General features: G+C 71.2%; 10 protein-coding genes. 3 read left to right on the forward strand and 7 right to left on the reverse strand.

Features of this window, described 5'->3' with window-relative positions; genetic code table 11:
* Positions 1-5: 5 nt before the first annotated feature.
* Positions 6-428: a Rieske (2Fe-2S) protein gene (locus tag AMK33_RS35385; RefSeq protein WP_073937124.1), complete on the reverse strand. Its 423-nt coding sequence runs from the start codon at positions 426-428 to the stop codon at positions 6-8.
* A gap of 252 nt (positions 429-680) precedes the next feature.
* On the opposite strand from AMK33_RS35385, the gene AMK33_RS35390 reads away from it, so the two are divergent.
* Positions 681-1598, forward strand: coding sequence for a carbohydrate kinase family protein (locus tag AMK33_RS35390; protein WP_073937125.1), 918 nt, complete (start codon positions 681-683; stop codon positions 1596-1598).
* Positions 1599-1660: 62 nt separating this feature from the next.
* On the opposite strand, the gene uvrA is transcribed toward AMK33_RS35390, so the two are convergent.
* The gene (gene uvrA / locus AMK33_RS35395; protein ID WP_073937126.1) at positions 1661-4705 is read right to left on the reverse strand and encodes an excinuclease ABC subunit UvrA; all 3045 of its coding nucleotides are present in this window, start codon (positions 4703-4705) and stop codon (positions 1661-1663) included.
* Positions 4706-4928: 223 nt separating this feature from the next.
* Here uvrA and AMK33_RS35400 point away from each other — a divergent pair, with 223 nt between their 5' ends.
* Together AMK33_RS35400 and AMK33_RS35405 are read left to right on the forward strand one after the other, a co-directional pair.
* Positions 4929-5618, forward strand: coding sequence for a maleylpyruvate isomerase family mycothiol-dependent enzyme (locus AMK33_RS35400; RefSeq protein WP_073937127.1), 690 nt, complete (start codon positions 4929-4931; stop codon positions 5616-5618).
* Positions 5619-5657: 39 nt separating this feature from the next.
* Positions 5658-6314: an MBL fold metallo-hydrolase gene (locus tag AMK33_RS35405; RefSeq protein WP_073937128.1), complete on the forward strand. Its 657-nt coding sequence runs from the start codon at positions 5658-5660 to the stop codon at positions 6312-6314.
* An 8-nt stretch (positions 6315-6322) separates the two neighbouring features.
* On the opposite strand, the gene aroQ is transcribed toward AMK33_RS35405, so the two are convergent.
* From aroQ to AMK33_RS35430, 5 genes are all read right to left on the reverse strand, one after another.
* Positions 6323-6796: a type II 3-dehydroquinate dehydratase gene (gene aroQ, locus AMK33_RS35410; RefSeq protein WP_073937129.1), complete on the reverse strand. Its 474-nt coding sequence runs from the start codon at positions 6794-6796 to the stop codon at positions 6323-6325.
* Positions 6797-7030: 234 nt separating this feature from the next.
* Positions 7031-8134: a calcium:proton antiporter gene (locus AMK33_RS35415; protein WP_073937130.1), complete on the reverse strand. Its 1104-nt coding sequence runs from the start codon at positions 8132-8134 to the stop codon at positions 7031-7033.
* Positions 8135-8420: 286 nt separating this feature from the next.
* Entirely contained in the window at positions 8421-9422 is a 1002-nt protein-coding gene (locus AMK33_RS35420) for a TerC/Alx family metal homeostasis membrane protein (RefSeq protein WP_073937131.1), read from the reverse strand.
* 287 nt (positions 9423-9709) lie between these two features.
* Complete coding sequence (locus tag AMK33_RS35425) at positions 9710-11716, reverse strand: TerD family protein (RefSeq protein WP_073937132.1); 2007 nt, start codon at positions 11714-11716, stop codon at positions 9710-9712.
* A 72-nt stretch (positions 11717-11788) separates the two neighbouring features.
* The gene (locus AMK33_RS35430; protein WP_073937133.1) at positions 11789-12367 is read right to left on the reverse strand and encodes a TerD family protein; all 579 of its coding nucleotides are present in this window, start codon (positions 12365-12367) and stop codon (positions 11789-11791) included.
* Between the last annotated feature and the right edge of the window lie 90 nt (positions 12368-12457).

The raw sequence follows: 12457 nt of genomic DNA on the forward strand, positions 1-12457 counted from the left end.
CCCGGTCAGGTCTGCGGCCTGACGACCAGCGTGCCGTTCTTCACCTCGACGGCCAGCGTCTTCAGGGGGGCCACGGCCGGCTCGCGCAGCACCTTGCCGGTGGTGGCGTCGAACTCGCTGCCGTGGCAGGGGCAGATCAGCTTCGTGCCCTCGAGCTTGTTGATGGGGCATCCCGCGTGGGTGCAGACGGTGTCGTACGCCTTGAGGGTGCCGTCCCCGCTCCGGCTGACCACGACGTTGTGGTCCCGGTACAGCTTCGCGCCGTCCTCGGCGACCTCGCTCTCGGGACCCAGCTCGACGGGGCCGGTCAGCGGGGCGGCGCCCTTCTCGGTGCCTCCGCACGCGGTGAGGCCCAGTCCGGCCACGGGGGTCAGGGCCGCGCCCCGCAGGACGGTACGGCGGGTCGCGGCGGGGCGGCGGGTGGGCATGAGGGCTCCACGGGTGGGACGGCGGTGCGCGGGTGGACATCGGGGACGATACCGGGAGTGATCGTTCCGGCTGCGGGCGGGGGCCGTCGTGGGGGGCCGGGCAGGCGTTCGCGAGCGTTTACGCACGTCCGGCGGATGGGATACGGTCCCCACCCGAGAGGCGGCGCGTGGTGCACGGCTGTGCGGAGTCGGCGGGTCGTGAAGCCCGGCCCTTCGGAGACCTTCTGAGACCTTCGGAGAAGGGAACCCTTCGTGATCGTCGTGGCCGGTGAGGCACTGATCGACCTGGTACCGCGCGGCGCGGGCGCGCTCGCGGCGCTGACGCCGGCGCTCGGCGGCGGCCCGTTCAACACGGCGGTGGCGCTGGGCCGCCTCGGCTCCCCCACCGCGTTCTGCTCCCGGGTGTCGCGGGACGCCTTCGGTACGGCGCTGCTGGACCGGCTGCGGGAGACCGGGGTGGACGTGTCGTCGGTGCAGCGCGGCGACGAGCCGACGACGCTGGCCGTCGCCACGGTCGGCACGGACGGCTCGGCGGCGTACTCCTTCTATGTGGAGGGGACCGCGGACCGCCTGTTCACGGCCCCCGACGCCTTGCCGGCCGGCACCCGCGCGGTGTCCTTCGGGACCTGCTCCCTCGTGCTGGAACCGGGCGCGAGCGCGTACGAGGAGCTGATGCGCACCGCCTGCGCGCGAGGCGTCTTCACGGCGCTGGACCCCAACATCCGGGCGGGTCTCATCCCCGACGCCGACGCCTACCGGGCCCGGTTCCGAAGCTGGCTGCCGTCGGTGTCGCTGCTGAAGCTGTCCGCGGAGGACGCCGAGTGGCTCGGCGGGTCCCCGAAGGAGTGGCTGGCGGCCGGTCCGGCGGCGGTCGTGGTCACCCGGGGCGGGGACGGGCTGACCGTGTTCACCCGCGACGGCGGCGAGTACGCCGTGCCGGGTGAGCGGGTCGAGGTGGTGGACACGATCGGCGCCGGTGACACGGTGAACGCGGCGCTGCTGCACGGCCTCGCGGTGCGGGACGCGCTCAGTGACGCGGGGGTGGCCGCGCTGGGCGGCGAGGGCTGGGCGGGCCTGCTCGGCTTCGCGGCGCGCGCGGCGGCGGTCACCTGCTCACGCGCGGGCGCGGAACCGCCGTACGCCCATGAACTGGAGCCGGAGGCCGTCTGACGCACGCACGCGCCGTGCCGCACGGGGTTCCGTGCGGCACGGCGCGTGGGGGTGCGGGCCGGTCAGGCCTTGGTCGCCCGCGTCGTCTTCTTCGCGGCGGCCTTGGTGGCCGGCTTCTCGGCGGGTGTCTTCTTCGCGGGTGTCTTCTTGGCGGCCGTACCGTCGATCGCCTTGGTGGCCGTCCTCCTGGTGGTGGACTTGGCGGCGACCGTCTTCTTCGCCGCCGCCTTGCGCGGGGCCGGCGCCTGCGCGGCGTCGCTGATCCGGTCCGATCCCAGGATGTCGCGCAGGAACTTGCCGGTGTGGCTGGCCGGGACGCCGGCGACCTGCTCCGGGGTGCCCTCCGCGACGACCAGGCCGCCGCCGGAACCGCCCTCGGGGCCCATGTCGACGACCCAGTCAGCGGTCTTGATCACGTCGAGGTTGTGCTCGATGACGATGACCGTGTTGCCCTTCTCGACCAGGCCGGACAGGACCTTCAGCAGCTTGCTGATGTCCTCGAAGTGCAGACCGGTGGTCGGCTCGTCCAGGACGTAGACCGTGCGGCCGGTGGAGCGCTTCTGCAGCTCGCTGGCGAGCTTCACGCGCTGTGCCTCACCGCCGGACAGGGTGGTCGCGGACTGGCCGAGCCGGACGTAGCCGAGGCCGACGTCGTTGAGCGTCCGCAGGTGGCGGGCGATGGCCGGGACGGCCTCGAAGAAGTTCATGGCCTCTTCGATCGGCATGTTCAGGACGTCGGCGATGGACTTGCCCTTGTAGTGGACCTCCAGGGTCTCCCGGTTGTAGCGGGCGCCGTGGCAGACCTCGCACGGGACGTACACGTCCGGGAGGAAGTTCATCTCGATCTTGATGGTGCCGTCGCCCGCGCAGTTCTCGCAGCGGCCGCCCTTGACGTTGAAGGAGAAGCGGCCCGGCATGTAGCCGCGGACCTTCGCCTCGGTGGTCTCGGCGAACAGCTTGCGGACGTGGTCGAAGACGCCCGTGTACGTCGCCGGGTTGGAGCGCGGGGTGCGGCCGATGGGCGACTGGTCGACGTGGACGACCTTGTCGACGAGGTCGTCTCCGTCCACCCGCGTGTGCCGGCCGGGGACGCTGCGCGCGCCGTTCAGCTCGCGGGCGAGGTGGGTGTACAGGATGTCGTTGACCAGCGTGGACTTGCCGGAGCCGGACACACCGGTGACCGCGGTGAAGACGCCCAGCGGGAAGGACACGTCGATGTCCTGGAGGTTGTTCTCGCGGGCGCCGTGCACCGTGAGCCGGCGCGACGGGTCGTGCGGGCGGCGGATGTCGGGCAGCGGGATGGCCTTCTTGCCGGACAGGTACTGGCCGGTCTGCGACTCGGCGTTGGCCAGCAGCTCCTTGAGGGAGCCGCTGTGCACGACCTTGCCGCCGTGCTCGCCGGCGCCGGGGCCGATGTCGACGATCCAGTCGGCGACCTTGATGGTGTCCTCGTCGTGCTCCACGACGATGAGCGTGTTGCCCATGTCGCGCAGCCGGACCAGGGTCTCGATCAGCCGGTGGTTGTCCCGCTGGTGCAGGCCGATGGAGGGCTCGTCGAGGACGTAGAGCACGCCGACGAGTCCGGAGCCGATCTGGGTGGCCAGGCGGATGCGCTGGGCCTCGCCGCCGGAGAGGGTGCCCGCCGCGCGGTTGAGCGAGAGGTAGTCCAGGCCGACGTCGACCAGGAACCGCAGCCGCTCGTTGACCTCCTTGAGGACGCGCTCGGCGATCTTCTTGTCGCGGGCGGTGAGCTTCAGCTCGCCCAGGAAGTCCGCGCAGTCGCTGATGGACATCCCGGAGACCTCGGCGATGGACTTGCCCATGACCGTGACGGCGAGGACGACCGGCTTGAGCCGGGTGCCCTCACAGGTGGGGCAGGGCACCTCGCGCATGTAGCCCTCGAAGCGCTCACGGCTGGCGTCGCTCTCGGCCTCGCTGTGCCGGCGCTTGACGAAGGGGACGGCGCCCTCGAAGGCCGTGGTGTACCGGCGCTCGCGGCCGTAGCGGTTGCGGTAGCGGACCTCGACCTGGGTCTTGTGGCCGTGCAGCAGGGCCTTCTTGGCGCGCTGCGGCAGGCCGGCGAAGGGGATGTCGGTGCGGAAGCCCAGCGCCTCCGCGAGGGCGCCGATCAGGCGGCCGAAGTAGTCCTTGGTGTGGCCGTGCGACCACGGGTGGATGGCGCCCTCGTCGAGGCTCTTGTCCGGGTCGGGGACGATCAGCTCGGGGTCGACCTCCATGCGCGTGCCGATGCCGGTGCACTCGGGGCAGGCGCCGAAGGGCGAGTTGAAGGAGAAGGAGCGGGGCTCCAGCTCCTCGAAGGACAGGTCGTCGTACGCGCAGTACAGGTGCTCGGAGTACATGCGCTCGCGCTCGGGGTCGTCCTCGGGGAGGTCGACGAAGTCGAGCACGACCATGCCGCCGGACAGGCCGAGGGCGGTCTCGACGGAGTCGGTGAGGCGACGCTTGGCGCTGTCCTTGACGGTGAGGCGGTCGACGACCACCTCGATGGTGTGCTTCTCCTGCTTCTTCAGCGTGGGCGGGTTGGAGAGCTGGACGGTCTCGCCGTCCACCCGCGCGCGGGAGTAGCCCTTGGTCTGGAGGTCGGCGAACAGGTCGACGAACTCGCCCTTGCGCTCGCGCACCAGCGGGGAGAGCACCTGGAAGCGGCTGCCCTCCGGCAGTTCCAGGACCTTGTCGACGATGGCCTGCGGCGACTGGCGCGCGATCGGGCGGCCGCACTCGGGGCAGTGCGGCTTGCCGATGCGGGCGAAGAGCAGGCGCAGGTAGTCGTAGACCTCGGTGATGGTGCCGACCGTGGAGCGCGGGTTGCGGGAGGTCGACTTCTGGTCGATGGAGACCGCCGGGGACAGGCCCTCGATGAAGTCGACGTCCGGCTTGTCCATCTGGCCGAGGAACTGCCGGGCGTACGAGGAGAGGGACTCCACGTAGCGCCGCTGTCCCTCGGCGAAGATCGTGTCGAAGGCCAGCGAGGACTTGCCCGACCCCGACAGGCCCGTGAAGACGATGAGCGAGTCGCGCGGGAGATCGAGCGAGACGTTCTTGAGGTTGTGCTCGCGCGCTCCACGGACGATGAGACGGTCGGCCACGCCGGTCCGCACCTTTCTTGAGAGAAGTGACAGGGGCGGGGCCCCCGTCTTCCTCAGACTAGGGGGAGCCACTGACAACGCCGGTTCGGATTCACGGGTTGTCAACAAACCCCGGCTCTCCAGCATGCCCGACGCCGAACACGACCATATAGCACGTGCATTCGATTTAGGGCGCGGCTTCACCACCTTCACCCGATGGTGTGACGGGGCTAGGGTCAGCACCATGATTGATCACGCTGATGACCTGGCGTCTGTACAAGCAGCGACCGAGCGGCTGCTCACCGCGGTCGCCGCACTGGACAACGCGGCTGTGACCCAGTCGTCACGGCTGCCCGGCTGGACCCGCGGCCATGTGCTGGCCCACCTGGCCCGCAACGCGGACGCCCTGGTGAACGTCCTCGAGGGCCGACCCATGTACGTCTCCGGCGAGGCCCGGGACGCCGACATCGAGCGGGACGCGCCGCGCCCCCTCGACGCGCACCTCGCCGACCTGCGGGAGAGCGGGGAGCGCTTCCGCGCGGCGGGCGCGGCCCCGGCGGACCCGTCGCGCACGGTGGAGCTGCGCAACGGGGTCACGGACCGGGCGGAGCGGGTGCCGTTCCGGCGGTGGATCGAGGTGGAGCTGCACCACGTGGACCTCGGGATCGGCTACGAGCTGGAGGACCTGCCGGCGGACTTCACGGAGCGGGAGATCGACTTCCTCGCGGCGCGGTTCGCCGGCCACCGGGACGTGCCGTCGACCGCCCTGGCCACCGTGGACGGCCAGACCTGGACGACCGGCGGCGGGGCGGACGGCGGCCCGGTCGCGGTCGAGGGGACGGCCGCCGACCTGCTCGGCTGGCTGGCCGGCCGCCGGGACGGCGCCGCCCTGACGGTCAAGGGCGGGGACCTCCCGTCGCTTCCCCCGCTGTAGCGCCTGTCCCGCGCGGGTTCCCGCTATAGGCTGGCGGTCATGACGTACAGCGGTCGGGTGACGGTCGGCGGCCCAGCCGACGTGCACGAACTCAAGGACCTGATGATCACCAAGATCGCGGTCGGCCCCATGGACAACAACGCCTATCTGCTGCGTTGCCGGGCCACCGACGAGCAGTTGCTGATCGACGCGGCCAACGACGCGGGGACCCTGCTGGGGACGATCGGTGACGACGGCATCGCGTCCGTCGTCACCACCCACCGGCACGGCGACCACTGGCAGGCGCTCGCCGAGGTCGTCGCCGCCACCGGCGCCCGCACCCACGCGGGCCGGGAGGACGCCGAGGGCATCCCCGTGCCGACCGACGTGCCGGTCGACGACGGCGACACCATCCGCGTGGGCCGGGTGGAACTCACCGCCCGCCATCTGGTCGGGCACACCCCCGGCTCGATCGCCCTGGTCTACGACGATCCCCACGGGCATCCGCATGTGTTCACCGGGGACTGCCTGTTCCCGGGCGGTGTGGGCAACACCCACAAGGATCCGAAGGCGTTCGCCAGTCTGATCCATGACGTCGAGACCAAGATCTTCGGGGTTCTGCCGGACGAGACCTGGGTCTATCCCGGGCACGGCGACGACACCACCCTGGGCGCGGAACGCCCGCATCTGCCGGAGTGGCGCGCGCGGGGCTGGTGAGACGGGGCCTACGTCTCGGCCACTCCGGGGCCGGCCAGCGCGGCGATCCGCTCCACCGCGAACACGTACCCCTGCACCCCGCATCCCGCGATGACCCCGTCGGCGCGCAGGGAGACGTAGGAGTGGTGCCGGAAGGACTCGCGCCGGTGGATGTTGGAGATGTGGACCTCCATCACGGGCAGGCCGTCGCAGACGTTGAGGGCGTCCAGGATGGCGACGGAGGTGTGGGAGTAGGCACCGGGGTTGATGACGATCCCGCAGTGGTTCGACCGTGCCTCGTGGATCCAGTCCACCAGCCGGCCCTCGTGGTTGGACTGGCGCAGATCCACCGTGCCGCCCCGTGCCGCCGCCGCCTCGGCGCACATCGCCTCCACGTCGGCGAGCGTGTCGGAGCCGTAGATCTCCGGCTGGCGCTGTCCCAGCAGGTTCAGGTTGGGGCCGTTGAGGATCATGATGGGGGCGTTGGCCAGATTGCGGGGCACGGTTCCTCCGGTCCGTCGGGGTGGGGCGGTCCTCGCCGGAACCGCTGCTCGGACCCGGTTTATCACGCTGCGCCGCACGGCCGTTGAGCCCTGCCCGGCCCGCACCGGGCGACCGCGTGGCCGCGAGGCGGGCGCTTCCCGGCACTGCTCGTGGGCCGCCCGGAGAACGAGGTCTCCGGGCGGCCCACGAGCGCCGGGAAGCGTGGCCTGTGCCGCTGGGCGACGTGCTCCCCGCTAGGGGTTGAGCGCCAGCTCCAGATAGGCCGCGAGCAGCACCAGGTGCACGCCGCCCTGGAGTGGTGTGGCCCGCCCGGGGACCACGGTCAGCGCGCCCACCACCATGGTCAGGGCGAGCAGCACCATATGGGTGTTGCCGAGGCCGAGGACGAGCGGGCCGGGGAGCCAGAGGGAGGCCAGCGCGACGGCGGGGATGGTCAGGCCGATGCTGGCCATCGCCGAGCCGAGCGCGAGGTTCATGCTGGTCTGCACCTGGTTGCGGCGCGAGGCGCGCACCGCGGCGATGGTCTCCGGGAGGAGGACCAGCAGGGCGATGATCACACCGACGACGGAGTGGGGCAGCCCGGCGGCATCCACTCCGGACTCGATCGTGGGCGAGACCCCTTTGGCCAGCCCGACCACTCCGACCAGCGCCAGGCCCAGCAGCCCGAGACTGATCAGGGCGGTGCGCGTGGAGGGCGCCTCGGCGTGCTCCCCCTCGGAGGCTGCCGATTCGCTCTGTTTGACGATCGGCAGGAAGTAGTCGCGGTGTCTGACGGTCTGGGTCGCCACGAACAAGGCGTAGAGGATCAGTGAGGAGACCGCCGCGAACGTGAGCTGCACGGTGGAGAACTCCGGGCCCGGCTTGCTCGTGGTGAACGTCGGCAGTACGAGGCTGAGGGTCGCCAGCGTCGCGACCGTGGCGAGGGCCGCGCCGGTGCCTTCCGAATTGAACACCGCCGTGCCGTGGCGCAGTGAGCCCACCAGCAGGCTCAGTCCGAGAATGCCGTTGACCGTGATCATCACGGCCGCGAACACGGTGTCCCTGGCGAGCGTCGCGCTCTTGTCCCCGCCGTCGAGCATCAGCGTGACGATGAGCGCCACCTCGATGACGGTGACGGCGACCGCGAGGACCAGGGAGCCGAAGGGCTCACCGACCCGGTGCGCGACCACCTCGGCGTGGTGCACGGCCGCCAGCACGGATCCCGCGAGAACCGCGGTCACCAGTACGACGATCCAGCCGGGCAGTTCGCGCCCCCAGGTCAGGATCAGCAGAACCACGGCGAACACCGGCACCAGGGTCGTCCACTGTGCCGCGAGTGACCTGAGCCGAGCGGTCATGGGGCGATCGTCGCAGACGTGAACGAGCGACGCACCTCACCGCAGCCCTCCGACCACCGGCCGACCGTGGGGGGCGCGGGGGGTGTCGCCGCCGCACGGCGAGCCCCTCCGCTCCGCGATCCTGATCGTCTCGGGGTCATCATGGTCACGCATGGCCTCCTCGTACGAGTCGTGTTCGGTCGGCGCCGGCGGGCGGCGCGGGGTGGGAACAAACGGGACCGGGAGCGGTGGCCTGCGATGTGCTGACCTCCGCTCCCGGTACCGGCGTTCCGGTGTCCGACAAGGGTCAGACGTCGATGTTGTTCTTCACGGGGTCCTCGCCCCGGCCTGCCGCCGCCTCGGCCTCCGCCTGCTTGCGGGAGGCCCGCAGGCTGGTGATCGTGGTGACGACCAGGACCGCGCAGATGACGCCCAGCGAGACCGGGATGCTGATCTCGGGGACGTGCACCCCGGACTCGTGCAGTGCGTGCAGCACCAGCTTCACGCCGATGAAGCCGAGGATGATCGACAGGCCGTAGGACAGGTGGACCAGCTTCTTCAGCAGGCCGCCGATGAGGAAGTACAGCTGCCTCAGGCCCATCAGCGCGAACGCGTTCGCCGTGAACACGATGTACGGGTCCTGGGTCAGGCCGAAGATCGCGGGGATGGAGTCGAGCGCGAACAGGACGTCCGTGGTGCCGATGGCGAGCATGACGACGAGCATCGGGGTCATGACCCGCTTGCCGTTCTGCTCGATCCACAGCTTGGTGCCGTGGTACCGGTCGGCCACGCCGAAGCGGCGCTCGGCGGCCTTGAGGAGCTTGTTCTCCTCGTACTCCTCGTCCTCCTCGTCGGCCCGGGCCTCCTGGATGAGCTTCCAGGCGGTCCAGATCAGGAAGGCGCCGAAGAGGTAGAACACCCACGAGAAGCTGGCGAGGATCGCGGCGCCCGCGGCGATGAAGATCGCGCGCAGCACCAGGGCTATGAGTACGCCGACGAGGAGCACCCGCTGCTGGTACTGCGACGGCACCGCGAACTTCGCCATGATCAGGACGAAGACGAAGAGGTTGTCGACGCTCAGTGACTTCTCGGTGATGAAGCCGGCGAAGAACTCGCCTCCGGCCTGTCCTCCGCCCCAGATCAGCAGGCCGAGTCCGAAGAGCGCGGCCAGGACGATCCAGACGACGGTCCAGATTCCGGCTTCCTTGATGGATACGTCATGCGGTTTGCGGCCGATGAAGAAGTCGACCGCGATGAGGGCACTGAGGCCCACGATCGTCAGGACCCACAGGGTCAGGGAAACATCCACTGCGCCTCCGGCAGATACGTCACACGGCAAATGTCAGCGTCGTCGCTGCCGGAGGTCTCTTCCACCCGGGCCTCCGGCGCTTGGCTGCGTCCGGACGGTCCTTCGGGCCGACGCCCCGGGATCTGGCCTGATCCGTATTGACGGGGTCGCCGCACAGACAGGGAGTACTCCCCTCCGTGCGGTCAAGAGTACCCAATCACCAAGGATTGGTAAAGGGACGAGTAAAGAAAGGTACAAGTCCCCAGGTGAGAGGGCTTTGCACGGGCTTGGTCAAAGGTACGGGGACGTCACCTGTTCCATGAGCGGCGGGCCGCCGCGACCTGGGTGAGCACCTGGTGGAGGACCTGGCTGTCCGGCGGCACGAGCGGCGGCTCGTACGTCCAGGCGTGCCCGACCCACGGATCGGCCAGATGGTCATCAGGCACGGGAGTCAGTCGCAGCAGCGAACGCCACAGCGGGTCGAGGAGCGGACCGTAGCCCGCGGACTCCTCGCGGTCGGCGACCATCATCAGATGGACCCCGACGGCCGGACCCTCGTCGGCGAGGTAGCGCAACTGGTTCACGGCCCGGTCGTCGAAGCCGTGCGGGAAGTCGTTGACGATCAGTAGCTGCTGGGAGGTGTCGAAGCCGGGCGGCAGCGCGTCCGGAGCACCTCCGCGCAGCGCCATCTGCACCAGGTCGACCCGCTGCGTGAGCCGGCCCAGCACGTCCGTCACCCCCGCGGCGCCCTGGGCGGGCGGGGCCGCCAGCACACCGGTCTGCGTCAGCGGCGCCAGCGGCTGCGCCCCGGATCCGGCCGGGTCGATGACGTGCACGGTGAACTCGCCCGCCGGGTAGACGGCGAGCAGCCGGGCCGCGTGCGCCACCGCCGTCTCCATGGCGAGGCGCCGCATGTCGTGGGAGTCGGTGAACGACCCGTCGACCGAGTCGGCCCGTCCGCTGTCGATCCACAGACCCCGCTCCAGCGGCAGCCGGAGCAGCATCGGGATGCGGATCCGGTCGGCCTCGGGCAGCCGCAGGTCGCCCAGGCGCAGTGCCATGGGTATCTCCATCGGCACCCGGTAGGCGTGCCAGGCGGGATTGTCCCAGCGGGCGAAGGCGGGGGGCAGCGCGGGTTCGACGACGTCGGCCTCGGCGACGAGCTGGACGAGGTCCCGGTCGAGGACCGCTCGCGCCTGGTCGACGAGGTGTGTGTACCGGGCCCGGGCGGCCTCGCGCGCGGCGTCGCCCTGACCGCCGATCCGGCTGCGCGGGTCGGAGAGGGTCTGCTCCAGCTCCTTGTCCATGCGGGACTCGGCGAAGTCGACGGCGCTGCGGTAGGCGGCGGTGGTGCGGGCCAGGTCCTCGAACATGCCCCAGACCTGGTTGTAGAGCCGCTCCTCCATGGACCAGCCGGTGGCGTCCCCAGCGACGGGCTGCGCGGGCTGTCCGGGCTGCGCCGGCGGCGCGGTGGGCGGGGGCGGCGGCGGGGCGGAGTTCTGCCGGCCGGGGTGGCTGTAGTTGATCGGGCCTCCGGTGGTGGCGGACGGGTCCGCGGCACCGGCTCCGCCGTACGCCGGCTGCGGTCCGGTCTGTCCCGGCCCGCCGGCCGGCTGCCCGCCGTACGACGGCGGTACGGGACCGGGGGCGCCCTGCGGTGCGGTGCCGCCCTGGTCGGGGCCGAGGGCGGGGGCGGCCGGCTGACGGGAGCGGTCACCGTCGGCCGGGCGGGGCGGGGGCGCCTGCACGGAGCGGGCGAGGCCCCGCGCGACCGCCTCGTCGATGGTGCCCGCGAGCGGTACGGCCTCGGGCAGGCCCTGGTCGGTGAGGAGCTCGGCCAGGCCGCCCGCGTAGCCCTGGCCGACGGCGCGCACCTTCCAGGCGCCCTGCCGCCGGTAGAGCTCCAGCGCGACGACGGCCGACTCGGCCTCCAGGCCGGTGATGGTGTAGCTGGCGATTTCGCCGCCGTCCAGGCCGGTGACGGCGACGAAGGGGGCCGCCACGGCGCCGAACCGGGCGGGTCCCGGGCCGCCGCCCGGGGCGGGCAGGGCGAGCAGCACACTGACGCGGTGCACCGCGTCCGTCATGGCGTCCAGGTCCACCGCGAGACGGTGGTCGGCGGCCGCCTGACGCGACACCTCCAGACCGGGCTGGGTGGGTGCGCCCGGGTGGGCCACCCACTCCACTCCGTGGATCCGGCCGTTCTCGTCGCCGAGCGCGGCCACGGCCACGACCGGCGTGCCGGCCGAGACCCTGATCTCCAGACGGGACTGGGAGAGCGGGTGGTTCTGTCCCCGCACCAGCTCGGCCGTCATCGCCTTCGTCCCCCCGTGTCGCGGTGTCGCGTGTGATGTGTCGCCTGTCGTGCCCCGGCCCGGGTGCGGTGCCTAGAGGACCGGCAGGATCGCCGGCATCAGATCCTGGAAGGTGCGGCCGTTGGCCGGGTTGCCGAGGGCCGTCATCGTCCAGCCCGCACCCGTGCGGTGCACCTTCGCCATGAGCTGGGCCGTGTAGGCGCCGCCGCCGGCCAGCGTGTAGCGGGCGAGCTCCTGGCCGTTGGTCTCGTCGACGAGGCGGCAGAACGCGTTCTGCACCTCCTGGAAGGTCTGGCCCGTGAAGGAGTTCACGGTGAAGACGATCTGGTCGATGTGGACCGGGACGCGCGAGAGGTCGACGAGGATGGCCTCGTCGTCGCCGCCCTGGCCGACACCGCCGACGAGGTTGTCACCGGTGTGGCGCACGGAGCCGTCGTCGCTCACCAGGTGGCGGAAGAAGACGACGTCGACCGGCTGCTTGTCCGCGAACAGGACGGCCGAGGCGTCCAGGTCGATCTCCCGGGTGCGCGAGCCGAACAGGCCGCGACGGGGAGCCGCCTGCCAGCCGAGACCCATGCGCACCGCGGTCAGGCTGCCACCGTCGTTCTTCTGCAGACTGATGGCCTGACCCTTGGTCATGTTGACGGTCACGCGCTGATTCCCCTCTCGAACTTCCCCTGTTACCGCGCAATCGCGGTTGACCAGAACCCTACGCAGGGGCACTGACAGTGACGTACCCGG

The sequence above is a fragment of the Streptomyces sp. CB02400 genome (genome assembly GCF_001905725.1).
GTDB lineage: Bacteria > Actinomycetota > Actinomycetes > Streptomycetales > Streptomycetaceae > Streptomyces > Streptomyces atrovirens.

Excerpts from the sequence above, each read along its gene's own strand:
- AMK33_RS35385 (WP_073937124.1), bottom strand. The coding sequence starts at position 428 with ATGCCCACCCGCCGCCCCGCCGCGACCCGCCGTACCGTCCTGCGGGGC.
- AMK33_RS35400 (WP_073937127.1), top strand. The coding sequence starts at position 4,929 with ATGATTGATCACGCTGATGACCTGGCGTCTGTACAAGCAGCGACCGAG.
- AMK33_RS35405 (WP_073937128.1), top strand. The coding sequence starts at position 5,658 with ATGACGTACAGCGGTCGGGTGACGGTCGGCGGCCCAGCCGACGTGCAC.
- AMK33_RS35415 (WP_073937130.1), bottom strand. The coding sequence starts at position 8,134 with ATGACCGCTCGGCTCAGGTCACTCGCGGCACAGTGGACGACCCTGGTG.
- AMK33_RS35425 (WP_073937132.1), bottom strand. The coding sequence starts at position 11,716 with ATGACGGCCGAGCTGGTGCGGGGACAGAACCACCCGCTCTCCCAGTCC.